Source organism: Parahaliea mediterranea (genome assembly GCF_003402235.1).
Lineage (GTDB): Bacteria > Pseudomonadota > Gammaproteobacteria > Pseudomonadales > Halieaceae > Parahaliea > Parahaliea mediterranea.
In genome coordinates, this window is the sequence record NZ_QEWO01000001.1 from 1249316 (window position 1) to 1271864 (window position 22549).

Consider the following 22549-nt stretch of genomic DNA (forward strand, 5'->3'; position numbering starts at 1 on the left):
AAACGGCCATCAGCGGCGCGCTGGTGTGGCGCCGCTGCCGCGCAGCTCGCGCGCACGCCAGCGCACATACAGCATGGCGGCGCAGAACAGGCTGACCACCGCCAGCATACCAACGATGGCCAGGGCACTGCCGGGGTTTGCGAAAAGGCGCTCCACCAGTGCGATAAAGTACAACAGGCTCACAAAGCACAACCAGATATAGCTGCGCAGCTTATCGCCCAACATCCCGGGCAAAAACAGCAGCAGCGGCAGCAGCTTGCCTAGCCAGATTATCCAGGGCACCTGCTGCAGCCAGGCATCCAGCAATTGCTGGCCAAACAGCACCGTCCAGGCCAGCCAGGTTATCTGCCAGCTGGCCCTGGACAGCCCGGACCGCGCCACCGCGCTCACGATGCCAGCCTCGCCGCCAGTGTTGCCACCCGCCGCCCCAGGGCGCGGCACAGGTGCGCCTCGGTGTCATCCAGGGCGCGGCTGTTGTCGTTGCCGGCCCAGTGGGAGGCGCCATAGGGCGTGCCGCCGGATTCGGTGCTGAGCAGGCCCGCCTCGCTGTAGGGCAGGCCGGCCATGACCATGCCGTGGTGCAGCAGGGGCAGCATCATGCTGAGCAGCGTGCTCTCCTGGCCGCCGTGCAGGCTGGAGGTGGAGGTAAACACGGCGGCGGGCTTGTCGATCATGGCCCCGCTGAGCCACAGCTCGGAGGTGCCATCCAGAAAGTACTTCAGCGGAGCCGCCATGTTGCCAAAGCGCGTGGGGCTGCCCAGCAACAGGCCGGCGCAGTCGCGCAGGTCGTTCAGTTCGCAGTACAGCGGGCCGTCGTCGGGAATCTCCGGGCCGCTCTGTTCACAGTCGGCGGACACCGGCGGCACCGTGCGCAGGCGGGCCTCCATGCCATTCACCGTGGCCACCCCGCGCGCCACCTGGCGCGCCATGTCCGCCACGGCGCCGTGGCGGCTGTAGTACAGCACCAGAATGTAGGGGGTCGTCATGCGGCGCTAGCCCAGCAAATCCAGTACGTTCTCCGGCGGCCGGCCGAGCACGGCGCGCTCGCCGCGCACCACAATGGGCCGCTCGATCAGCTTCGGGTGGCTCGCCATGGCCGCCAGCAGCTGCTCGTCGCCGCTGTCGGCACCCAGCCCCAGCGCCTTGTAGGCATCCTCGCCCTTGCGCACCAGTTGCGCCGGGGTCATACCGAGCTTGCCCAGCAGGGTGCGCAGGGTGGCGGCATCCGGCGGTGTTTCCAGGTACAGGATGATCTCCGGCTCGATGCCCTTGTCGTTGAGCAGGGCCAGGGTATTGCGCGACTTGGAACAGCGCGGGTTGTGGTAGATCTGGATGTCGGTCACGTCGGTCTCCGCAGGGTCGAAAGGCCGCGAGTATAACAAAGGCGCGGGGCGATCTGGCGGCCGTGCGCTCTACAGCATCCTCTATCTCGCCCTCTATAACCCCCTCTATAACCCCCTCTGTAACCCCGTGCGCAACCCGCCCTCGTTGCCCCGCGTGCCCCGTGCCATAATGCGGCCCATGGACGCACTCAAAGCAAAAATCAAAAAACTCTGGCCGCGCATCCCCTACCTGGTGGAGCGCTTCGGTGCCGACCGCTGTACCGACAACGCCGCGGCCCTGACCTACATGAGCCTGTTCGCCCTGGTGCCGCTGATGACGGTGCTCTACACCATGGCCTCGGCGGTGCCGGCCTTCGACGGCCTGGAAACGCGCATGCAGGACCTGATGTTCGAGCACCTGCTGCCCGACACCAGCACCGAGCTGGAAGGCTACCTGGAGGACTTCTCCCGCCAGGCCAAGAACCTCACCGGCTTCGGTATTGTGTTCCTGGTGATTACGGCGGTGCTGATGCTGCGCAATATTGAGCGCGCCTTCAACCTGATCTGGCGCACCGGGGAGAACCGCAGCGCCCTGTCCAGCTTCCTCATTTACTGGGCGGTGCTGAGCCTGGCGCCCATCACCATCGGCCTGGCCCTGGGCATTCCCGGCATGGTGGCCGCCGCCGCCCTGTTCGTGGAGGACTACGACGTTATCGGCGTGGCCGACCTGCTGCTGCGCCTGACCCCTTTGCTGCTGACCGGCGCGGGCTTTACCCTGCTCTACGTCACCGTTCCCAACTGCCGGGTGCCCTTTCGCCATGCGCTGGCCGGGGGCTTTCTGGCCGCCCTTGGCTTTAACCTCGCCCGCACCCTGTTTGCCAAACTGGTGGCGGGCTCCAGCATCACCTTTATCTACGGCGCTTTTGCCGCGGTGCCGCTGTTTTTGATGTGGATCTACCTGTCCTGGAACATCGTGCTGCTGGGGGCGATTTTTGTGCACAGCCTGTCCTCCTACCAGAACTCTGACCAGGCCGCCCGGCCCACGGTGCTCAAGGCCCTGGATGTGCTGTACCTGTTCTGGACCCGCCAGCGCAGCGGCCGCCCGGTGCGCGAGCTGGAACTGCTGAGCGGGCGCATAAAAGTGGTGCAGGGGCTCGACAGCGAAACCTGGCGCTTCCTGCGGGAAATCTTCATGCAGCACAAGCTGATTGCCCAGAACCACCGGGGCAATTACTTCCTGTGCCGCGACCTGCACACCATCAGCTTCTGGCAGGTCAAGGAGTGGGTCAACGACGAGCGCGCCCTGGACCGGGAGGCCATCGACGCCCAACTGGACTGGCAACAGCGGGCCTATCACCTGCTGCGCAATGAGCGCAGCCACCAGCGCGAAAACATGAACATGAACCTCGTGGAGCTGTTTGAAGAATGAGAACCTGCGTTATTGCCCTGCTCGTCACCCTGCTGGCCGCCTGCGGCAAGGGCGACTCGGCCGCGCCAGCTGGCGTTGCCAGCTACAGCGGCCAGTGGGTGGTGGTGAACTACTGGGCCAAGTGGTGCAAACCCTGCATTGAGGAAATCCCCGAGCTGAACCGCCTGGACCGGGAGCACGGCGACATCCAGGTGCTGGGCGTGAACTACGACGGCCTGACCGGCGAGGCACTGGCGGCCCAGGTGGCCGAACTCGGGGTGGACTTTCCCATCATCCCCGACCCCGCCGCCGAACTCGGCACACCGCGCCCGGTGGTGCTGCCCACCACCCTGATTCTGGATACCCGGGGCGCGCTCATTGCCACCCTGGTGGGGCCGCAGACGGGCGCGTCGATTCTTGCCGCGATGAATCGCCAGCCATAAAAAAACCGGCCCAGGGGGCCGGTTGGAACAGAGATAGAAACTATCTCCAGGGGGTTTGGACCTGATGGGGCCTCTGCGTGCTGGCGGGGCTGTCTGACCCTGGCCGGCAGAGGGTTACCGTCTTACCACTGTCTACTCAGACGCACCCCGGCAGGGGAAGTTCCACCATCCTTCACAATTTTTTTCAGCGGGCGCTGCACCCGGCCCGGGGCGTGGACATGCCCCCCGCCCGGGTCTACCCTTGCAGCTCTCACGGCGCCCTGCGGCGCCCGGCGCTCACCAGGAGGACGACACATGGCCAATATCTACCAGGACAACGCAGGCACCATCGGCAGGACACCGCTGGTGCGCATCAACCGCATCAGCGAGGGCAATATTTTCGTCAAACTGGAGAACCGCAACCCGGCGATGTCGGTCAAGTGCCGTATCGGCGCGGCCATGATCAACGCCGCCGAGCAGGACGGCAGCCTGAAGCCCGGCATGACCATTGTCGAACCCACCAGCGGCAATACCGGCATTGCCCTGGCCTTTGTGGCCGCCGCCCGGGGTTACGGCTGCACCCTGATCATGCCAAGCACCATGAGCCTGGAGCGCCGCAAGCTGATGAAGGCCCTGGGGGCGGACATCATCCTCACCGAGGGCGCCAAGGGCATTCCCGCCGCCATCGCCAAGGCCGAGGAAATCCTCGCCTCGGACCCGGCCAAATACTGGGGCCCCCACCAGTTTGAAAACCCCGCCAACCCGGCCATCCACGAGGCCACCACCGGCCCGGAAATCTGGGACGACACCGACGGCGGTATCGACATTCTTGTCTCCGGGGTTGGCACCGGCGGCACCCTCACCGGCATCTCGCGCTACATCAAGCACACCCGCGGCAAGGCGATCACCACAGTGGCGGTCGAGCCAGACAGCTCCACCATTATCAGCGCCGCCAAGGCAGGCCAGGAGCCCAGCCACGGCCCCCACAAAATCCAGGGCATTGGCGCTGGCATCCTGCCCGCCAACCTGGATCTGGACATGGTGGATGTGGTGGAGCAGGTGAGCAACGAGGCGGCCTTTGAATGGGCCCACAAGCTGATGCAGCAGGAGGGCATCCTCGCCGGGGTCTCTTCTGGCGCCGCCATGGCGGTGGCGGACCGCCTGGCCCGGCGGCCGGAAAACGCCGGCAAGACCATTGTTGCCATCCTGCCGGATTCGGGCGAGCGCTACCTGAGCGGCCCCCTGTTCGAGGGCATGTTCAGCGACAACGAACTGGTGCAGTAGGCCCCTGGCTCAACCGGCCCTGCCGCGCAGGGCCAGCAAATGCGCCCGGGTGGCGGGCCATTCGTCGTCCAGCACGCTGAAGTACACCGAATTGCGCCGGTAGCCCTGCTGCACCACCATGTGCTGGCGCAGCACCCCCTCGCGCACGGCGCCAATGCGCGCCAGCGCCCGCTGTGAGCGCAGGTTGCGCTCGTCAGTCTTGAACTCCACCCGTATACAACCCAGGCCCTCGAAGGCGTATTCCAGCAGCAGGAACTTGGCTTGGGTATTCACGCCGGTGCGCTGCCAGTCGGCGCCCAGCCAGGTCCAGCCGATTTCCAGGCCGCGGTGCTCCGGGCGCATATTCAGGTAGCGCGAGCTGCCCACCGCGCGGCCGCTGGCAACATCAACAATAGCGAAGGGCAGGTAGCTGGAGCCGCTGGGGCTGCCGGGATTGCCGGGATTGCCGAGCGCCTCGTCAATCCAGCGCCGGGTATCGGCCAGGTCGGTAAACGGCCCCCGGGGCATGTAGGCCCAGTCCGCCTCGCTGCGCCCCTGGTCAAACAGGGCTTCGGCATGGCCCTGCGACAGGGGCTCGAGCCGCACCAGATCGCCCTGCAGGGTGACCGGCTCGCGCCAGCGGTTCACGGCACGATGACCGTGGAGCCCGTGGTGCGGCGGGCCTCCAGGTCCCGGTGGGCGTCGGCGATATTCGCCAGCGGGTAGCGCTGCTGGATTTCCACCCGCAGGCGGCCGTCCAGTACCCGCTCGAAGACAGCGGCGGCAGAGTCGCGCAGCTCCTCGGTGGTGCCGGTGTAGGTCACCAGGGTCGGGCGGGTTACATAGAGGGAGCCCCCCAGGGCCAGTTGCTGCAGGTCCACCGGCTCCGGCGCGCCCGAGGCATTGCCGAAGCTGACCAGCAGCCCACGGGGCTGCAGGCTGGCGAGGGAGGCGGCAAAGGTATCGCGCCCCACCCCGTCGTACACCACCGGCACACCGGCCCCGCCGGTGATCTCCGCCACCGCTTCGGCCACGTCCTGCTCGCTGTAGTTAATGACATGGGCATAGCCATTGGCCCGGGCCAGTTCGGCCTTGGCGGCGGAACTGACGGTGCCGATGACCGTTGCCCCGAGCGCGCTGGCCCACTGGCCAAACAGCAGGCCGACGCCGCCAGCGGCGGCGTGAAACAGGCAGGTGTCGCCACGCGCCAGGGGCCGGCAGCGCTGCAGCAGATACTCCACCGTCTGGCCCTTCAGCATCACGGCGGCGGCGGTATCAAAATCCACGCCTTCGGGAATCCTGACCAGGCGGGCCGCAGGCAGGTTGAGGGCATCGGCATAACTGCCGATACCAGCGGAGCAGTACGCTACCCGGTCGCCCACCGCGAGGTCTGCGCCTTCGCCCACGGCGGTGACCACACCCGCACCCTCGGTGCCAAGCCCGGTGGGCAGCGCCAGCGGATAGAGCCCGTTGCGGTGGTAGGTGTCGATAAAGTTAAGGCCAATGGCGCGGTTTTCCACCTGCACCATGCCGGGGCCGGGTGCTTCCAGTTCGATGTCTGCCAGGGTCATTGCCTCCGGTCCGCCGGCGGCGGTGATGCGTACTGCTCTGGTCATTGCTTGCTCCTGTTATCGGGGGAATGTGACGGTTGGCATGCGCGGTGGCGCGCCCTGCAACCCGGGGGAATCGCGTTATACTGCCAGACAACGCCCGGCCACCTGACGCACTGCATGCCCCGCCGATTTACACGCACAGAACGGTTTTTCTCGCTGTTCACCATCCTGCGGCCGGGTGAGGGCTATGCCGCCAAGCGTCTGTGCCTGCAGTCGTTTGCCATCATGTTCGCCTACTACCTGCTGAAAGTCATCCGCGAACCGATGATCCTGGCGGAGGGCTCGGCGGAACTGAAAACCTACTCCACCGCCGTGCAGGCCGTGCTGCTGATGCTGATTGTGCCGCTGTTCGCCGCCGTCTACCGTCGGGTGCGCGACAGTGGCGAAAAACACTTTCTTTACCGCAGCACGATGCTGTTTTTCGCCCTCAACCTGCTGCTGTTTGCCGCCGCCTGGAGCGCCAGCCTCGGCGTTGCGGTTGCCTTCTATGTGTGGCTCGGCATTGCCTCGGTGATGATGCTGGCGGTGTTCTGGGCCTTCGCGGCAGACCTGTTCAACCTGCGCTCCGGCCAGCGCATCTTCCCGCTGATTGCCGCCGCCGGCGCCCTGGGAGCCCTGATCGGCTCCGGCGTTTCGGCCGACGTGGACGGGCACATCGGCCACGGCGGGGTGATGCTGCTGGCGGCTTTGCTGCTGTTGCTGGCGGCGGGGCTGGCCGGCGCCACCGGCCACCTGGTGCCCCAAGGCTCTGCCGCCATCGCCGACATTCAGCCGGCGCCCAGCCCCGCCTATCCACTGGCGCAGGGGTTTCTGGTGGTGTGGAACAGCGCCACCCTGCGCCTGATAGCGGCGCTGGTGATTCTGTTGAACCTGATCAACACCAACGGCGAGTACATCCTCGCCAGCTTTGTCACCGAACACAGCCGCACCCTCGCCCCCCGCGAGGCGGATGACTACCTGACCACCTTCTACGCTCGCTACCTGTTCCTCACCACCGCCCTCGGCTTTCTGATCCAGCTTTTTCTGGTATCGCGCATCTATAAAAGAATCGGCATTGCCGGTGCGCTCTATGTGCTGCCGGTGCTGATGATCGCCAGCTACAGCCTGATCGCCCTGGTGCCGGTGCTGGCAGTGGTCAGGGCCGCCCTGATGCTGGAAAACAGCGTGAATTACTCGCTGGAAACCACCACCCGCCACGCCCTCTTCCTGCCGGTGCGGCGGGAGGAGAAGTACGTCGGCAAGCACACCATCGACACGTTTTTCTTCCGCCTGGGTGATGTGCTGTCGGGGGGCTTTGTCTTTCTGGCCAGTGCGCTGTTGGGCCTGGCGCTGCAGGGTTTTGTGCTGATCAACGCCCTGCTGGCAGTGGCGCTGTTACTGGTGTCCATCGGCATTGGCCGGCGCCACCGTGAGGACGCCGCCCGCAGTCTGGCCAACCACCCGCCGGTGGCCACCGACCAGTTGGATGACATGGTCATTCCCGCCGGCAGCCTGACCCGCCTGCAACTGGCGGAGGACACCTTCATCGACCCCGACGTGGGCGACGCCCTGCGTTATCGCGCCCAGTGCGACGACGGCGAGCGGCTTCCCCAGTGGGTCACCTTCGACAGCCTCAAGCGCCGCTTTCATTTTCACCCGCCGGACGACAGCAGCGGCCACTTGCGCATCAAAGTGGTGGCCCGCGACTTCGACGGGCTGGAGGCGGAAGTGAGCTTTAACGTGATTTACGGCGCCGGCGTGTCGCTGGCCTCCTCGTAGTCACGGAACACACGGCCGGCGTAGCGCGCCGCCGCTACCCACACCACCAGCAGGAGCAACGTCACCAGGCTCAGGTAGCGCAGGCTGTTGAAATCGCCAAAGGCGTAGGTCAGGCCCAGGCTGATGAGCACCGCCACCGCCTTGGCAAAGCGCTGCACAAACATATCGATAAAGGCCTTGGCCCGGTACTTCTCCGCCGGCGTGGTGGGCACGTACAGGGCCTCCTTGGCGGACTGGTTGATGGAGTAGCTGAAGCCGTTATCCGCCGTGTTCAGCAGGCTGCCCACCCACAGCGCCGGGAACACCAGAAAGGCCGCCGACCCCATGGCAATGGTGCAGGGCAGCACCAGCAGCGCCAGCCCCACGCCAAAGCGCGACATCACCAGCCCGGTGAGGAACAGCTGCACCAGCAGCGACACCCAGTTGGTAATGGAGAACACCAGGGCAAACTGGGCGCCAATGGCCGGGCCGCTGAGGTAGTGGGCCACCGTCGCGGTGAACTGGAAATCCACAATGGTGGAGATAACCTCGTACAGCCCCACAATGGCCGCCACCGCCATCAGGTAGCGGGAGCGAAACACCAGGGCCGCCCCTTCGGTGGCCGGGCCGTGCCGCCGGGTTCTTGGTTTAGGCTCGGGCGCGGGCTGAGTCTTTGACCGAGCCTGGGCCGGCCGTGCCGGCTCGCTCGCCGCGGCCGGCACCTGTACATAGCGCCCGGCCACCGCGGCCGCCACCACCATCAGCACCGCCAGCACGGCGCAAATGCCAAGCCACCCTGGATAGGAAAAGTTGTCGATGTTGACCCGCACAATGGTGGAACCAAACACCCCGCCAGCCACCCCCCCGAGGCCCACCAGGCCATAGAGGCGGCGGGCCGTCTCCGGGTAGACGGCATCATTGAGGAAGGCGAAAAAGGTCGCCACCATCAGGGTGCTGAACAAATCGCCGAACAGATAGAAGCTCCACACCGTGCCATCGCCAAGGTGCGACAGCCAGCGACCGAACAGTGCGTAGCACAGCAGGAAGAAGCCGCAGAACACAAAACTCAGGCGCTCGCGCCGCAGGTGCCGGCTGAGGGCACTGAACACCACCACCGCCACAAAGGCCACCACCATGTTGAGCACCTTGGCCAGCAGTTCCGCCTGGGCGGCGCTGAAGTTCATCCCCAGCAGACTGAAACCGCTGGCGTCGTAGTACTCGATAAACAGGCCCTTCTTCAGGGGCTTGAGAATCCAGAAACTGGTGATGACCAGAAAAAAGTAACTCAGCATGGCAAGCGCCAGAGGCCACTCGCCGCGGCGCACGTCCATAAAGGCCTGCAGGGGATGGGTCATGGCGTCCTTCATCGCTCTGGCGGGGGGCGCAGGCGGGCGGGGGTGACCCCGCCGCAGTGCGGGTTCAGGACGGGTCGGCGGTGCGCACCGCCTCTTTCACGATCAAATCGCGGCGCTTGAGAATGGCCTCGATCTGGCGTGGGTGAAGATACGCCCCCAACTCCGCCTGCAGTTGCTCGGCAGTCAGCGCCTGCAGGCGCTGGATCAGCAGATCCGACACCCGCAGATCCACTTTGCGATACTGTTTGGGCCGCTTGTCGCGCGAGCGGAAGGCCAGGCTGTGGTCGATGAAGCGCAGCATGTAGCCGTCCTTGGTCCACAGGATATTGGTGAGATTGCGGTCATCGTTGTGAATCAGAATGTCGAACACAAAGCGCAGACGGTACTGCTCGGACTGTTGGCAATAGCTGTTAAAGGGCAGCTTTTGCTCCAGCCGGTCGCGTTCGTTGATGGTATTGTCGGCCCAGTCAGACAGGGCGCCCTCGGTACCTTCCACCTGGCCGATCACCGCGGTGGGCACCAGGTTCAAACCCAGCAGGCGGTCCAGCTTGTAGGCCGCCACATCGTACACGTAGCGGTCGCTGTCGTCGGCGGTGCGAATACTGTAGTGGGTTTTGTTCTGCAGGCCGGGGTCGGTATCTTCGTACTTAAAAACGGCATCGTTGCTTTTGCCGTCCTGCTCCTGGGTTACCCGCTTGGGCTTGGTGATGCCGGTGCCAATGTCCTCCACCGCCACCACCGGCGCGCTCTGCATGAACTGCTCCAGTTCGGCATCGCTCATGCCCGACAGTTCCATGGCCAGGTCGCGCTGCTCTGGCACCGGCGCGGCCCGCTGCGGCTCGCCCAGGTAATGCACGAACTGCTCGCCACCCTCGCTCACCAGGGCCGACGCCCGACCCTTGTAAACGCTGTTGAGCATGCCGGTATCCAGGCGCAGCACCTTGCCATCCATGCGCGACTGGACCTCACCGTGGGTCGGGGTATGGCCGATCACCAGCTGCTGTGCGCCCACGTTTTTCAGGAACACCTCGGTGTTCCAGCTTTCGGCGTAGGGATGACACAGGGCAGAGCCCCGGTACCAGTTGAGGCTGTCGTCACTGAATACAAAGGCGGTCTGGGCGTCGAACACGGCCTGTAGCGGGTCAAACCAGTCGGCACGGGTGCGCGGGTTGGCGGCGGCAAATTCCTCGGCGCGGGCGTTCAGGTAGGTCAGCCGGTCGTGGTAGCCCACGTGCCAGGGCATCACCCCGGCGGCGCGCAGCTTGCCCATGTTGTCGAGAAAGTCGCGCAGCTCGCTCAGCATTTTTTCATTGAGCGCTTCCAGGGAATTGAACGCCGGGTTTTTGGCGATGCCCCCGTGCATGTACACGCTGTCGTTAACCTTCACCGCAAACTGCTGCTGCAGCAGCCAGTCGCCGATTGCGCCACCGGGCGAGAAGGCCTTGCGCAGGGCCACATAGCCGGGGGGATACTGCTGCTCGAATACGGCTCGCACCTCTGCCTCGTCGCCACCGGGGTTGACCTTGCGGTAGTCCCGCCACAGGGCCTCCCGCTCGGCGGGGCTTTCATCGGCGGCGAAGGCGGCGTATTCCTCCGCAGACACGTAACGCAGGTCACCGGTCATCACCATCACTTCGTGATTGCCCAGGGTCAGGTGCACATCACCGCCGGCGGCGCGGGCCTGCTGTTGCAGCTGCATCAGCAACTCAACCACCTGCCGTGAACCCGGCCCCCGATCCACTAGATCGCCGGTGGATACCAGGTGGGCGCCACCGCCGATCCAGCGGTTCTGCTGGTCGATCACCTGCACTTCTCGCAGCAGGCGAGTCCAGTCGTCGTAGGCGCCATGCACATCGGCAAAGGCAACCACCCGGCTGTCGGTCTCGAAGGTGTAGTCCGGCGCGGCCTGGGCGGTGGCCGCCAGCAGGCCGGCCAGCCCCAACAGGGCGGTGATAATGCCGATTCGCTTGCCTTTCAACACGCTGCTCCCCTCATTCTGTCTTCTGGTTTTATGCCCGGCGACCGCCTCAGTCTAGATGAGATTGCCGCACTGTGCCCGCCGCCGCGTCGCGACTTACGTTAGAATAGCCCACCCGCCTGACTGGAATGCCTACCGTGCTGCAAGAGCTCCCCCTTGATCGCCAACTGCGCCTCGCCCTGGATGAACTGGCGCTGGCAACGCCCACCCCCGTACAGGCCCAGGTGATTCCCGCCGCACTCACCGGCAGCGACCTGCTGGTGAGCGCGGCAACCGGCAGCGGCAAGACCTTGGCCTATCTGCTGCCCACCCTGCAACGCCTGCTAGAGGAAACAGCGCCGCGTCAGGCGGGCACCCTGGCCCTGGTGCTGGTGCCCACCCGGGAACTGGCGCGCCAGGTGCTGAAAAGCTGCCGCCAGCTGACCGCCAAGTCGCCCCTGCAGTGCATGGCGCTGACCGGCGGCGCCGACTTCAAGTACCAGAAGGCCCAGTTCCGCAAAAACCCCGAAGTTGTCATCGCCACTCCCGGGCGACTGCTGGAGCACTGCGAAAAAGGCAGTGCCGACCTCGCCGCCCTGAAGGTGCTGGTGCTGGACGAGGCAGACCGCATGCTGGAAATGGGCTTTCGCGAGGATGTGCTGAAAATTACCGATGCCTGCAACCCTGCCCGCCAGACCCTGATGCTCTCCGCCACCCTGAAAGCCAAGGGTCTGGGGGAGCTCAGCAACACCCTGCTCAACGCGCCGCAAACCATTGCCGTGGACCCGCCGCGTCAGGCCCAGGCCAACATCCACCACCAGCGTATATTGGCCGACAGCACCGAGCACAAGAACCAGTTGCTGCTGGCCCTGCTGGCGCAGAACGAAGGGCGGCGCAGCCTGGTATTCGCCAACAAACGCCGCAGCGCCGAACGGCTGGCGGGCCTGCTGGCCCACAACGGCCTGAAGGCGGACTGCCTGCACGGCGAGATGAGCACCGAAGAGCGCAAGCGGGTGATGGCCGCCTTTCGCGAGGGCAAAATCCAGGTGCTGTGTGCCTCCGACCTGGCGGCGCGCGGGCTGGACGTGCCTGACATCGACACCGTTATCAACTACGACCTGCCCCACTCCGGCGATGACTACGTACACCGCTGCGGCCGCACTGGCCGCGCCGGCGCCAGCGGGGTGGCCATTTCACTGGTGGAAGCCAGCCAGTGGAACCTGATGATCAGCATCCAGCGTTACCTGAACATGGATTTTGAGCAGCGCGCCCTGCCCGGTCTCAAGGCCAAGTACAGCGGGCCAAAAAAAGCCAAGGGCTCGGGCAAGGCCGCGGGCAGCAAGAAAAAGAAACCCGCCAAGGGCGAGGCCAAAGCCAAGCAGCGGGCGCGGGATGCAAAAAACAAGGGCAAACCAAAGCGGCCCAAATCCACCGCCGGGGGCAATGACGGCACCGGACCGCTGATGAAGAAAAAATAAGGCGCTATAGCGTGTACCGGGCGAGCCCATCATCCATGGACTCGCCCGCTCGCCGGGTAATCAGCCCTCTTGCGCTGGCCCGTAGCGTGAAAACCATTCCAGAATCGCCGCCACCTTGCCAATCAGCTGGCTGGGGCGCTTGTAGATGGAGTGGGACGCCCCCGGCATGCGCACCATGGCCGTATCCACCCCGCGCAGCTTGAGCGCCTGGTAGTACTGCTCGGTCTCGGGCATGGGCGTGCGCAGGTCCGATTCGCCGGTCAGCAGCATGGTTGGCGTGGTGACGTTACCCACCCGGGACAGGGGCGAGCGCTGCCAGTAGGTCTCGGGATCTTCCCAGGGCATTTTGTCGAACCAGTAGCGGGCAAAGTAGGGCGACATGTCCGCGGTGAGCACAAAGCTGGTCCAGTTAATCACCGGCTTGGCCACCACCGCCGCGCGAAAGCGATCGGTGCTGCCCACAATCCAGGCGGTGAGCACCCCGCCGCCGGAGCCGCCGGTAACGTAGAGCTGCTGTGGGTCCACGTAGCCCTTGGCAATCACCGCATCCACCACACTCATCAGGTCGTCGTAATCCTGGCTGGGATAGTTGTGGTGAATCAGGTTGCCAAATTCCTCGCCGTAGCTGGTGCTGCCCCGGGGATTGGCGTACACCACCACGTAGCCCGCCGCGGCGTAGAGCTGGATTTCCGCCGCGAAATGAGGGCCATAGGTAGCAAAGGGCCCACCGTGGATCTCCAGGATCAGCGGATAGCGCTTGGCCGGGTCAAAGCCTGGCGGCAGGGCCACCCAGGCCTGGATGTCGCGCTGGTCAAAGCTGGACTTAACCCACAGCTCCTGCACCGGGGCCAGGTCGCGGTACTTGAGCAGGTTGTCATTCAGCCGGGTGAGCTGGCGATTGCGCCCGCTCTCGCCCACCGCCAGCTCCGCCGGAAAGGCCGGCGAGCCCACAGTGTAGGCGTACACGCCATCCCCACCCACCGCAAAACCCGCGCCGGTATAGGGGCGGCCGAGGGCGGTGCCGCCCAGGTCCCGCGCCAGTTCGGTGAGCTTGCCAGACAGGTTGGTGGCGGCCAGCACCGTTGCGCCCTTGTCGTCGTACTGGAAGTAAATGGCGCGGCCATCGGCGGACCACTGGGGGTCGACAATGTTGCGATCCAGATCTGCCAGCAGCTCGCGCTTGTCGCTGCCATCGCGATTCATCACGTAAAGGCGGTTGCGGTGGTAGCCCATGCGCCGATCGTCCCAGCCGGTCCAGGCGATGCGCTTGCCATCCGGGGAGACCGCCAGGTCGCCATCGGGCCCCTTGCGCTCGGTGAGGGCGGTCAATTCACCACTGGCGACATCGATGCGGTAAATATCGGTGTTGGAGACATCGGTGGCCCAATCGGCGTTGCGATTGGCAGACACGTACAGGGCGCGACCATCGCCCGACCAGCCAATGCTGCCGTCGTGGTGAAAATCCCCCTGGGTGAGCTGGCGCGGGCTGCCGCCATCGGCGGGCATCACAAACACATGGGTGTAGCCCTCGGGCTTGTCGCCGCTGCCGTCGTTACGATAAACGCTGCGCTCCACCACCACCGGCGGCGCCGCCCACTCGGCCCCCTCGGGCTTGGCGGGCAACTTGCCCATCACCGGGGCGTCGCGGGGCACACGCATGGCAAAGGCCAGCCATTTGCCATCGGGCGAAAAGGCCAGGTTCTTGGCCTTTTCCGGCAGGCGGGTGAGCTGGGCGCTGCGGGGGCTGTCCAGCCAGCTGACAAAAATCTGCGAGCCCACATCGTCCTTGCTGATATAGGCCACCCGGCTGTCGTCCGGCGACAGCACTGCACCGCTGATATTGTTCGGGCCGCTGGTCAGTGGCTGCTCGCGGCCGGAGTCGATATCCACCAGCCACAGGTTGCTGCGAGATCGGTCCTTCATGATGTCCATGCTGTGGCGCAGGTAGAGGGCGCGCTCGCCCTCGCTGTCCACCAGCGGGTGGCTGGCATAGCGCAGCTGGAAGACATCCTCCGGCGCAAACACCGGCGCGGCGAGGGCGCTTCCGGCACACAGCGCCGCGCTGGCCATGGCGGCCAGGACCTGCCAGCAGTTCATCGGTTGTTGGCGATTCATTCCTTCTCCCTTTTCAGTTCGGTTACCATGGCCTCCCATTCATCACTGTGCCCTTCTCCGTCATGTCCAACCCCCTGCTTGAATACCACCTGCTGCCGCCCTTTTCCCGCATTCGCACCGAACACGTGGAAGAGGCAGTCCGGACACTGGTGGATCACAACAAGACGGCCATCGATACCCTGCTGCAAAGTGGGCAAACGCCGGCCTGGGACAATACGCTGCAGGCCATCGAGGAACTGGATGACGACCTGGAGCGCGCCTGGGCGCCGGTTTCGCATTTGAATGGCGTGATGAATTCCCAAGACCTGAGGGAGGCCTATAACCGCTGCCTCCCGCTGCTGTCGGAGTATAGCACCTGGATGGGGCAGCACCGGCCCCTGTACCAGGCCTGCCAGCAGCTGGCCGACGGCCCCGGCTACGCGGGCCTGGACCCGGCCCGGCGCAAGGCCCTGGACAACGCCCTGCGGGACTTTCGCCTGGCCGGTGTCGCCCTGCCGGCGGCGCAGCAGCAACGCTACGGTGAGCTGAAAAAGCGCCTGTCGGAACTCGGCAGCACCTTCAGCGAAAACGTGCTGGACGCCACCAAGGCCTGGACCCGCCAAGCCAGCGCCGAGGAGTTGGCCGGGCTGCCCGCCACGGCGCTGGCCAGCGCGCGCCAGGCCGCCGAGCAGGCCGGCAAATCCGGCTACCTGCTGACCCTGGAATTTCCCTCGGTACAACCGGTGCTCACCTACTGCGACAACGCCGCCCTGCGCCAGGAGGTTTACACCGCCAACAGCACCCGCGCTTCCGACCAGGGCCCGAACGCCGGCCGCTGGGACAACAGCCCGCTGATCAGCGAAATCCTTGATTTGCGCCTGGAACTGGCACAGCTGCTGGGCTTTGACAATTACGCCGAGCTGTCGCTGGCCACCAAAATGGCCGACAGCCCGCAACAGGTGGTCGACTTCCTGGAGAACCTGGCCGCCCGGGCCCGGCCCCAGGCCCAGCGCGAATGGCAGGAGCTATGTGACTACGCCCGCGACGAGCACGGGGTACAGACCCTGCAGGCCTGGGACGTGGCCTACTACGCCGAAAAGCTCAAGCAGGCCCGCTACCAGGTATCGCAGGAGGAAATCCGCCCCTACCTGCCGGTGGACCGGGTGCTGGCGGGGCTGTTTGAGCTGGTGGGCCGGCTGTACGGGATCGCGGTGGCCGAGATCGACGACTTCGACCACTACCACCCGGATGTGCGCCTGTTCGAACTGCGCCAGCAGGGCAAGGCCATCGCCCGCTTCTATCTGGATCTGTACGCTCGCAGCGACAAGCGCGGCGGCGCCTGGATGGCCGATTGCCGGGTGCGCCGGCGTCGCCAGGGCGAACTGCAGCTGCCGGTCGCCTTTTTGGTGTGCAACTTTACCGCGCCGGTAGGCGACACCCCCTCGCTGCTGACCGAGCAGGAGCTCACCACCCTCTTCCACGAATTTGGCCACGGCCTGCACCACATGCTCACCCAGCAGGAGGTGGCGGCGGTATCCGGCATTAACGGCGTGGCCTGGGACGCCGTGGAGCTACCCAGCCAGTTCCTGGAGAACTGGTGCTACGAACCCGAGGCGCTGGCCTTTATCACCGGCCACTACCAGAGCGGCGAGCCCCTGCCCCGGGAACTGCTGGACAAGATGCTGGCGGCGAAGAACTTCCAGTCCGCCATGTTCATGGTGCGCCAGCTGGAGTTTGGCCTGTTCGACTTTCGTCTGCACGGGGAGTGGTCGCTGGATAACCCGCCATCGGTGCAGGGGCTGCTGGACGCGGTGCGCCGCGAGGTTGCCGTGGTGGTTCCGCCGGCCTTTAACCGCTTCCAGAACAGCTTCTCGCACATTTTTGCCGGCGGCTACGCGGCGGGCTACTACAGCTACCTGTGGGCGGAGGTACTCTCGGCGGATGCCTATTCGCGCTTCGAGGAAGAAGGCATCTTCAACCCGGCGACCGGGGCCGACTTTCGCGACAAGGTGCTTGCCGTGGGCGGCTCCGTGGATGCCATGCAGTTGTTTGTGGACTTCCGCGGCCGGGCGCCGGATACCGCCGCGCTGTTGCGCCACAGCGGCATTGCCGCCTGATCAGGCCAGTCAGGGCGCAACCCACACCGCCCCGCCCCGTTGGCCCGGGCCGGAGGCCACGCAAACCTCCACCTCGCGCAAATCCTCCCCCGCCGACAGCGCGAGGAGTTTGCCCAGCAGGTAGTGGGCAAACTCCTCCACCGTGGCATTGCGAATCGGCAGCACCTGGGTATCGCTGCGCAAAAACAGCATGTCGTCATCCGCAAAGCGGACACGAAAATAGCCCCCGTCCTCGCTGATCTGCTGGTGGGGTGATTCGCCGGCCAGCAGCATGTATTCATCCAGCTCGTCGCAAAGCTGCTTGATGCGGCCCTTGTACACGTTGTAATCAGCGGAAAACCCATTGTCGCCCATCGGCGCCACAATACGCGCCGACACCGAGTAATTGTGCCCGTGCAGGCGCTCGCGCTCGCCGGCGCCAAAAATGGTGTAGTGGGCCGCCGAGAATTTGTGGCTTTCTTTGTCGATGTAGAGTGTTGTCAGTCGCTCCATGACAGGGTTCCGCTTGCGGGGGCCAACCATTGTTGCGGCTGGCCCTGGTGATGGCAAGGGCAGGCTTTGGCCGCGCTTGGGGGCGGGGCCTAAAACAGTTCAAGCCAGTGGACCCAGGCCCATGCCTGCGCCCGGCACCGTTCTGTTGCCGGGCAAAGGCCGTACACTGCCCCCTACACTCTGGGAGCAACGCATGGCGCAACAGGCTCTGTCAGTACTGCTGGAATACGTCTACGACGGCGTGCTGGATGATGCGCGATGGCCGCAACTGCTGTCGCAGCTGCAAACCACGCTGTCGGCGGACACTGCCTGCCTGATGGTCGACGCCCTCGGCGAAACACCCCAGCCCCAGCTGCTGTATGCCGGCGGCTGCAATGCATCCATCGACCGCTACCGGCAGTCGCTGTATGCACAGGATCCCTTTGCCGACCTGCCCGATGGCACGGTGGTGCGCATCGAAGAGGTAGTGGCCGATGCCGACTGGCGCGGCAGCGCCTTTTATCGGGAGTGTGTTGCCCCCGCCGGCCTGCACTATTTTGCCGGTGTCGACCGGCGCTGCGAGCCCTACGGCAGATTGCGCCTGCGCGTGGGCCGTTCACCGTCCGGCGGCGGTTTCAGCAGCGCACAGTGCCAATTGCTGCAGGAACTGGCCGGCCATTTGCACCGCGCCTTCCTGCTCAAGCTGAAGCTGGGGCTCGACCAGCAGCAGTTGCAAGAGCACCAGCGCACGCTGCGCCGCCTGTCTCTCGGCACCCTCGCCCTCAACCGTCAGGGCGAGGTCATGTATGCCAGTGACATTGCCCGGGACATGCTGCGCGCCCACGCGCAACTCACCCTGCGCGGCCCGCGCCTGCATTTTCGCCAGCGCAATGCGCAGGGCGCCTTTGACCAGGCGCTCGCCACCTGCCTGGCGACGCGGGCCCCCAACACACCCGGCACAGTGGAGTTCCTGCGCCTGGAAGACAGCACCGAGCCCCTGGGCCTGGCCCTGCGGCCGGCTGTCGATGCCGCCGATGCTATCGATAGCTGCGCTGCCGGTACGGCATCGGCGCTGTCGATGCCGGGGGTGCGCTGCTGGGTGCAGCTCTCCCGCCTGCGCGGCGCCCATCCTGCGGAGGCGAACGCCGACGCCGCTACAACCGACGAGGCGCCGGCACTGGCCAATGCCCTTGGCCTCACCCCCACCGAAGCGCGCCTGTCGCTGCTGCTGTCGCGGGGGCTCACCCTGGGCCGCGCTACCGAGCAGCTGGGCATGAAGCTCAACACCGGCCGCGCCCACCTGCGCTCCATCTTCGTCAAGCTGGCGGTATCCAGCCAGTCGCAGTTGGTCAGCGCCGTCAACCGCGCCACCGCCGCCCTGTAAGACTCGTCCGATCGGACTAGTCGGGTTTGCAGAAGCCGCGGGGTCGCCTTCCCTGGAAGATGAGGCTGCCACTGCCGTGGCATTGTCCTACCGCATTCCAAGGAGCCTGACATGGCCACAACAAAAGAGTACGCCCTGGGCCCGGCCGCATTCCCGCGAGGCTGGTTCGTTATTGCCAGCAGCCAGTCCCTGACCCGCAAACCCCTCGCCCTGCGATTCTGGGGCCGCGATTTGGCGCTGTACCGGGGTGAATCCGGGCGCGCCATTCTCATGGACGCCTACTGCCCGCACATGGGCACCCACCTGGCGGCCAGCGAATCCGCCGCGCTCGCCAGTAGCGGCCTGCAGATCGAGGGCGACACCATTCGCTGCCCCTACCACGGGTGGCGATTCAATGCCGATGGCGAGTGCGATGACATCCCCTACCTTGACGGGCGTTGCCCGAAAAGCGCCCGCATCCGGACTTACCCGGTTGTCGAGCAGCTGGGCTGCATCATGGCCTGGTACGACGACAACGCCGAACCGCCCCTGTTTTCAGCGCCGCAGCTACCCGAGTGGGATCAGCCGCGCTGGATTCAATGGACCCTGGACGACTGCGGCGAGATGGCCGTCCACCCGCAGGAAATTCTCGACAACATGGCGGACGTTCGCCACCTGGGGCCGACCCACGGGGCGCCCTGCGAGATCTACGAGAACGAGTTCCAGGGGCATTACTACATCCAGCGCCAGGGCGGCTACCACCACGACTACAACGCCTTTCTGGAAACCATCACCTGGTACACCGGCCCCGGCATTCTCCTGTCGCGGCAGGCCTTTGCCGGCACCCAGACGGTGCAGTTCATCGCCACCACCCCGGTGGACGATGGCGTTATCCACGCCTGGCATGGCCTGCTGTTCGACGCCGGTCACGACACGCCAACCGTGAAGGACAAAGCCCGGGCACAACAGGCCCAACAGGAAGCCCTCAACGCCCTGGCGGCGGACTTCTCAGTCTGGCGCAACAAACGGCCCGCCCTGAAAATCATGCAGGTAAAAACCGACGGCCCCTTTGACAAAGGCCGGCAGTGGCACCAGCAGTTTTATGCCAACAGGCCGGATGTCGAGGGCATTCAGGCGGCGATCGACGGCGTACACCGGGTCACCGGGCTGCCGGCGCCGGCGCCCGACTTCCCCTCCTTTGGCCGCGCCGGCTATCCACCCGCGCCCAAGGCCTTCGGCAAAGCCCGGGCCATTTGAATCAGCGGGCAGGTAGGCGGCATACTGCGGTGCGAATTATCTGCAGGAAGCACCACCATGAAAACCGCCATCATCACCGGCGCCAGTGTCGGCATCGGGCGCGCCACCGCTGCGCGCTTTATTGCCGAGGGCTATCAGGTCTTCAACCTGGCCCGCCGGGCCTGCCCGGAGGCCGGGGTTGAAAATCTTGTGTGCGATCTCGCCAGCGATGCCGACATTGCAAAATGCTGCGACGCGCTCGGTGCGGCCATCGCCGACAGCGACAGCGTCGCCCTCATTCACAATGCCAGCCAGATGCGCAAAGACAGCGCAACAGACTGCGCCAGCGACAGCCTGCGTGCGGTGCTGGAAACCAATGTGGTGGCCATTAACAGCATCAACCAGCGCCTGTTGCCGGCGCTGCCGGCGGGCTCCAGCTTGCTCTATGTGGGCTCCACCCTGGCGGAGAAAGCCGTGCCCGGCTCCTTCAGCTACGTACTCAGCAAACACGCCCAGCTCGGCATGATGCGCGCCAGCTGCCAGGACCTGATGGGCAGCGGCATCCACACCGCGCTGGTTTGCCCGGGCTTTACCGACACCGAGATGCTGCGCACGCACATCGGTGAGGACGTGACCATTGTGCAGGCCATCTCCGCCATGAACAGCTACAACCGCCTGATCGAGCCGGCGGAGATTGCCGAGCTGCTGTACTGGGCCCATCACAACCCGGTGATCAACGGCGCGGTGCTGCACGCCAACCTTGGCCAGCGGGAAAGCTGAGGTGGCCAACGGCCCCGCCGGGGCCCTGGCACCGGCCCTGTTGCAGGAGCGCCGCGAGCGGGTCTTTCTGGTGCTGGCGGGCACCTTCCTGGCGGCCATGACCCTGCTCAACGTGATCGGCATCACCCGCTTTATCCAGATCGGGCCGATGGCACTGGCGGTGGGCGTGCTGCCCTACCCCCTGACCTTTCTCTGTACCGACCTGGTGTGCGAGCTGTACGGCAAGGCCCGGGCCAACTTCCTGGTCAGCGTGGGGCTTGGCCTGAACTTCCTGATTCTGGCCATCCTGTTTCTTGGCGATGCCATTCCATCGGTGCCGGCCGGCCAGATGCCGCCCTGGCAGATACTGCAGCTGGCAGCGCCCGTGGCCCTGCCCAATGGCGATGTGGTCGATGGCAGTGTCGGCCTGTACCAGCTGATTTACGCCACCACCTCCGGCGCAGTGTTTGCGTCCATGCTGGCCTACATTGCGGCCCAGTACTGCGACGTGCAGCTGTTCCACTTCTGGAAACGGGTCACCCGGGGCAAGTACCTGTGGGTGCGCAACAACTTCAGCACGCTGATGAGCCAGATGGTGGATTCAGTAATGGTGGTGACGGTGACCTTTGGCGCGGCCTTCCTGCGCGGCGACATTGCCTTTCAGGCCCTGCTGGTGCTGATCGGCAGCAACTACCTGTTCAAGGCGGCGGTGGCCCTGCTGGACACCGGGCCGTTCTACCTGGCAGTGCGCTACCTGAAGCGCTACCTGCAATTGGGTGAGGGTGAGTACGCGGTGCCCGGCGGGGCCGCAGCATCGCCCGCCGGTTAGGCCTCAGGGGCGTATCAGCTTACGGCCGCCAGAGCTGGCGGTTGTGCTCGCTTTTGCGCCAGGTACTCCTCTGCCAGTTGCTCGGCAATCGCCTCGGTGGAGCTGTGGCATTCGTCGGCGCGCCGCAGCACTTCCGCCAGGGAGCCCTCGATGCGGGCAATATGCTCGCGCTTCTGCGCCTCCGCCGAGCCGGCGCGCTGGTGATGCACGTCGATGATGCCGCCGGCGTTCACCAGAAAATCCGGGCAGTAGAGAATCCCCAGATCGCGCAGGTGGTCGCCATCGGCGGGTGTGGCCAGCTGGTTGTTGGCGGCGCCACAGACAATGCCCGCGCGCAGCTGGCCAATGCTCTGCTCGTTGAGGATGGCGCCCATGGCGCAGGGTGCAACAATGTCCACGGCCTGCTGCAGAATGTCCTTCACATCCACGGCAATGACCCCCAACTCGCTGACGGCGCGCTGCAGGTTCTGGCTGTTCACATCGGCGCCGTAAACGGTGGCGCCGTCGGCGCGCAGGTGGCGGGCGAGGTAGTAACCCACGTGGCCAAGCCCCTGGATGGCGACCTTCAGGCCCTTGAAGTTATCCGCGCCCAGCCGGTGGCGCACTGCGGTGCGCATGCCCAGGTACACACCCCAGGCGGTGCTGGGAGACGGGTCGCCGCCAAATTCATTATCTTCCAGACCGCTTACCCACTGGGTGCGCTCGCCCATCACCCGCATGTCGGCCACGCCGGTGCCGGAATCTTCCGCCGCCACGTAACGTCCGCTCTGGGAGTTGACGAAATCGCCCATCGCCAGCAGCAGTTCGCGTGTTTTGTCGCGGTGCGGATTGCCGATAATCACCGACTTGCCACCGCCCAGGGGCAGCCCGGCCAGGGCCGATTTGTAGGTCATTCCCCGGGACAGGCGCAGCACATCGTGCAGGGCGTCGTCATCATTGGCATAGGGATACATTCGACAGCCACCCACACCGGGGCCCAGGGTGGTGTTGTGCACGGCGATAATGGCGCGCAGGCCACTGTCGCTGTCGGAGCAGAAAGACACCAGCTCGTGCTGGTCAAAGGCCGGGGCAGAAAACACACTCATCGCCATTCCTCGGTGGGTTCAGTCAGGGGTTGGTTGGGGT

20 protein-coding genes are annotated in these 22549 nt (G+C 65.3%); 10 read left to right on the forward strand and 10 right to left on the reverse strand.

Translation table 11 applies throughout. From position 1 onward, the window contains the following. Positions 1–9 precede the first annotated feature (9 nt). The 3 genes from DDZ17_RS05270 to arsC are packed head-to-tail and all read right to left on the reverse strand — an operon-like array spanning position 10 to position 1343. Complete coding sequence (locus DDZ17_RS05270) at positions 10–390, reverse strand: DUF2069 domain-containing protein (protein WP_170150154.1); 381 nt, start codon at positions 388–390, stop codon at positions 10–12. Then, positions 387–986 carry an NAD(P)H:quinone oxidoreductase gene (gene wrbA / locus DDZ17_RS05275; protein ID WP_116364848.1) on the reverse strand — a complete coding sequence of 200 codons (600 nt, stop codon included), beginning with the start codon at positions 984–986 and terminating at the stop codon, positions 387–389. The genes DDZ17_RS05270 and wrbA overlap by 4 nt, the downstream gene beginning before the upstream one ends. Before the next feature lie 6 nt (positions 987–992). After that, positions 993–1343, reverse strand: a complete 351-nt coding sequence (gene arsC / locus DDZ17_RS05280) for an arsenate reductase (glutaredoxin) (RefSeq protein ID WP_116364849.1) — start codon at positions 1341–1343, stop codon at positions 993–995. Between the two features lie 178 nt (positions 1344–1521). Between arsC and DDZ17_RS05285 the strand changes: the two genes are divergently transcribed. From DDZ17_RS05285 to cysK, 3 genes are all read left to right on the forward strand, one after another. Continuing rightward, positions 1522–2751 (forward strand): YihY family inner membrane protein, encoded by a 1230-nt coding sequence (locus DDZ17_RS05285; protein WP_116364850.1) that lies wholly within the window; start codon positions 1522–1524, stop codon positions 2749–2751. Next, the gene (locus DDZ17_RS05290) at positions 2748–3173 is read left to right on the forward strand and encodes a TlpA family protein disulfide reductase (RefSeq protein WP_116364851.1); all 426 of its coding nucleotides are present in this window, start codon (positions 2748–2750) and stop codon (positions 3171–3173) included. The genes DDZ17_RS05285 and DDZ17_RS05290 overlap by 4 nt, the downstream gene beginning before the upstream one ends. 294 nt (positions 3174–3467) lie before the next feature. Next, positions 3468–4436, forward strand: coding sequence for a cysteine synthase A (gene cysK, locus DDZ17_RS05295; protein ID WP_116364852.1), 969 nt, complete (start codon positions 3468–3470; stop codon positions 4434–4436). A 9-nt stretch (positions 4437–4445) separates the two neighbouring features. Here the strand turns inward: cysK and DDZ17_RS05300 are convergent, their stop codons facing one another. Further along, positions 4446–5063: a GNAT family N-acetyltransferase gene (locus DDZ17_RS05300; protein WP_116364853.1), complete on the reverse strand. Its 618-nt coding sequence runs from the start codon at positions 5061–5063 to the stop codon at positions 4446–4448. Continuing rightward, positions 5060–6031, reverse strand: coding sequence for a quinone oxidoreductase family protein (locus DDZ17_RS05305; RefSeq protein ID WP_116364854.1), 972 nt, complete (start codon positions 6029–6031; stop codon positions 5060–5062). Before DDZ17_RS05305 ends, DDZ17_RS05300 begins: the two co-directional genes overlap by 4 nt. A gap of 114 nt (positions 6032–6145) precedes the next feature. Here DDZ17_RS05305 and DDZ17_RS05310 point away from each other — a divergent pair, with 114 nt between their 5' ends. After that, positions 6146–7786 carry an ATP translocase gene (locus DDZ17_RS05310; protein ID WP_116364855.1) on the forward strand — a complete coding sequence of 547 codons (1641 nt, stop codon included), beginning with the start codon at positions 6146–6148 and terminating at the stop codon, positions 7784–7786. On the opposite strand, the gene DDZ17_RS05315 is transcribed toward DDZ17_RS05310, so the two are convergent. Together DDZ17_RS05315 and DDZ17_RS05320 are read right to left on the reverse strand one after the other, a co-directional pair. Beyond that, a complete protein-coding gene (locus DDZ17_RS05315) occupies positions 7753–9120 on the reverse strand; it encodes an NTP/NDP exchange transporter (RefSeq protein WP_157976462.1) in 1368 nt (455 codons plus the stop codon). The two genes, DDZ17_RS05310 and DDZ17_RS05315, sit on opposite strands and share 34 nt — an antisense overlap. A gap of 64 nt (positions 9121–9184) precedes the next feature. After that, a complete protein-coding gene (locus DDZ17_RS05320; RefSeq protein ID WP_157976463.1) occupies positions 9185–11098 on the reverse strand; it encodes a metallophosphoesterase in 1914 nt (637 codons plus the stop codon). A 137-nt stretch (positions 11099–11235) separates the two neighbouring features. Here DDZ17_RS05320 and DDZ17_RS05325 point away from each other — a divergent pair, with 137 nt between their 5' ends. Then, complete coding sequence (locus DDZ17_RS05325; protein ID WP_170150155.1) at positions 11236–12555, forward strand: DEAD/DEAH box helicase; 1320 nt, start codon at positions 11236–11238, stop codon at positions 12553–12555. 60 nt (positions 12556–12615) lie between these two features. Here DDZ17_RS05325 and DDZ17_RS05330 read toward each other — a convergent pair whose 3' ends face one another. After that, the gene (locus DDZ17_RS05330; RefSeq protein WP_241505789.1) at positions 12616–14670 is read right to left on the reverse strand and encodes a S9 family peptidase; all 2055 of its coding nucleotides are present in this window, start codon (positions 14668–14670) and stop codon (positions 12616–12618) included. Between the two features lie 62 nt (positions 14671–14732). Between DDZ17_RS05330 and prlC the strand changes: the two genes are divergently transcribed. After that, on the forward strand, positions 14733–16766 hold the full coding sequence (gene prlC, locus DDZ17_RS05335; protein ID WP_116364860.1) for an oligopeptidase A: 2034 nt from the start codon (positions 14733–14735) through the stop codon (positions 16764–16766). Between the two features lie 9 nt (positions 16767–16775). Here the strand turns inward: prlC and DDZ17_RS05340 are convergent, their stop codons facing one another. Further along, positions 16776–17258 (reverse strand): 6-pyruvoyl trahydropterin synthase family protein, encoded by a 483-nt coding sequence (locus DDZ17_RS05340; RefSeq protein ID WP_116364861.1) that lies wholly within the window; start codon positions 17256–17258, stop codon positions 16776–16778. A 193-nt stretch (positions 17259–17451) separates the two neighbouring features. Between DDZ17_RS05340 and DDZ17_RS05345 the strand changes: the two genes are divergently transcribed. The 4 genes from DDZ17_RS05345 (at position 17452) to DDZ17_RS05360 (ending at position 21424) form a co-directional block, all read left to right on the forward strand. After that, the gene (locus DDZ17_RS05345; protein ID WP_116364862.1) at positions 17452–18621 is read left to right on the forward strand and encodes a hypothetical protein; all 1170 of its coding nucleotides are present in this window, start codon (positions 17452–17454) and stop codon (positions 18619–18621) included. A gap of 111 nt (positions 18622–18732) precedes the next feature. Beyond that, positions 18733–19857, forward strand: coding sequence for a Rieske 2Fe-2S domain-containing protein (locus tag DDZ17_RS05350; protein ID WP_116364863.1), 1125 nt, complete (start codon positions 18733–18735; stop codon positions 19855–19857). A 57-nt stretch (positions 19858–19914) separates the two neighbouring features. Further along, positions 19915–20616, forward strand: a complete 702-nt coding sequence (locus DDZ17_RS05355) for an SDR family oxidoreductase (RefSeq protein ID WP_116364864.1) — start codon at positions 19915–19917, stop codon at positions 20614–20616. A gap of 1 nt (position 20617) precedes the next feature. After that, on the forward strand, positions 20618–21424 hold the full coding sequence (locus tag DDZ17_RS05360; RefSeq protein ID WP_241505790.1) for a queuosine precursor transporter: 807 nt from the start codon (positions 20618–20620) through the stop codon (positions 21422–21424). Positions 21425–21438: 14 nt separating this feature from the next. Here the strand turns inward: DDZ17_RS05360 and DDZ17_RS05365 are convergent, their stop codons facing one another. Then, entirely contained in the window at positions 21439–22509 is a 1071-nt protein-coding gene (locus DDZ17_RS05365) for a Glu/Leu/Phe/Val family dehydrogenase (RefSeq protein WP_116364865.1), read from the reverse strand. Positions 22510–22549 lie beyond the last annotated feature (40 nt).

Coding starts and splice junctions, on each gene's coding strand:
- wrbA (WP_116364848.1), bottom strand. CDS start 986: ATGACGACCCCCTACATTCTGGTGCTGTACTACAGCCGCCACGGCGCC.
- DDZ17_RS05285 (WP_116364850.1), top strand. CDS start 1,522: ATGGACGCACTCAAAGCAAAAATCAAAAAACTCTGGCCGCGCATCCCC.
- DDZ17_RS05290 (WP_116364851.1), top strand. CDS start 2,748: ATGAGAACCTGCGTTATTGCCCTGCTCGTCACCCTGCTGGCCGCCTGC.
- cysK (WP_116364852.1), top strand. CDS start 3,468: ATGGCCAATATCTACCAGGACAACGCAGGCACCATCGGCAGGACACCG.
- DDZ17_RS05305 (WP_116364854.1), bottom strand. CDS start 6,031: ATGACCAGAGCAGTACGCATCACCGCCGCCGGCGGACCGGAGGCAATG.
- DDZ17_RS05310 (WP_116364855.1), top strand. CDS start 6,146: ATGCCCCGCCGATTTACACGCACAGAACGGTTTTTCTCGCTGTTCACC.
- DDZ17_RS05315 (WP_157976462.1), bottom strand. CDS start 9,120: ATGACCCATCCCCTGCAGGCCTTTATGGACGTGCGCCGCGGCGAGTGG.
- DDZ17_RS05330 (WP_241505789.1), bottom strand. CDS start 14,670: ATGAATCGCCAACAACCGATGAACTGCTGGCAGGTCCTGGCCGCCATG.
- prlC (WP_116364860.1), top strand. CDS start 14,733: ATGTCCAACCCCCTGCTTGAATACCACCTGCTGCCGCCCTTTTCCCGC.
- DDZ17_RS05340 (WP_116364861.1), bottom strand. CDS start 17,258: ATGGAGCGACTGACAACACTCTACATCGACAAAGAAAGCCACAAATTC.
- DDZ17_RS05345 (WP_116364862.1), top strand. CDS start 17,452: ATGGCGCAACAGGCTCTGTCAGTACTGCTGGAATACGTCTACGACGGC.
- DDZ17_RS05350 (WP_116364863.1), top strand. CDS start 18,733: ATGGCCACAACAAAAGAGTACGCCCTGGGCCCGGCCGCATTCCCGCGA.
- DDZ17_RS05355 (WP_116364864.1), top strand. CDS start 19,915: ATGAAAACCGCCATCATCACCGGCGCCAGTGTCGGCATCGGGCGCGCC.
- DDZ17_RS05365 (WP_116364865.1), bottom strand. CDS start 22,509: ATGAGTGTGTTTTCTGCCCCGGCCTTTGACCAGCACGAGCTGGTGTCT.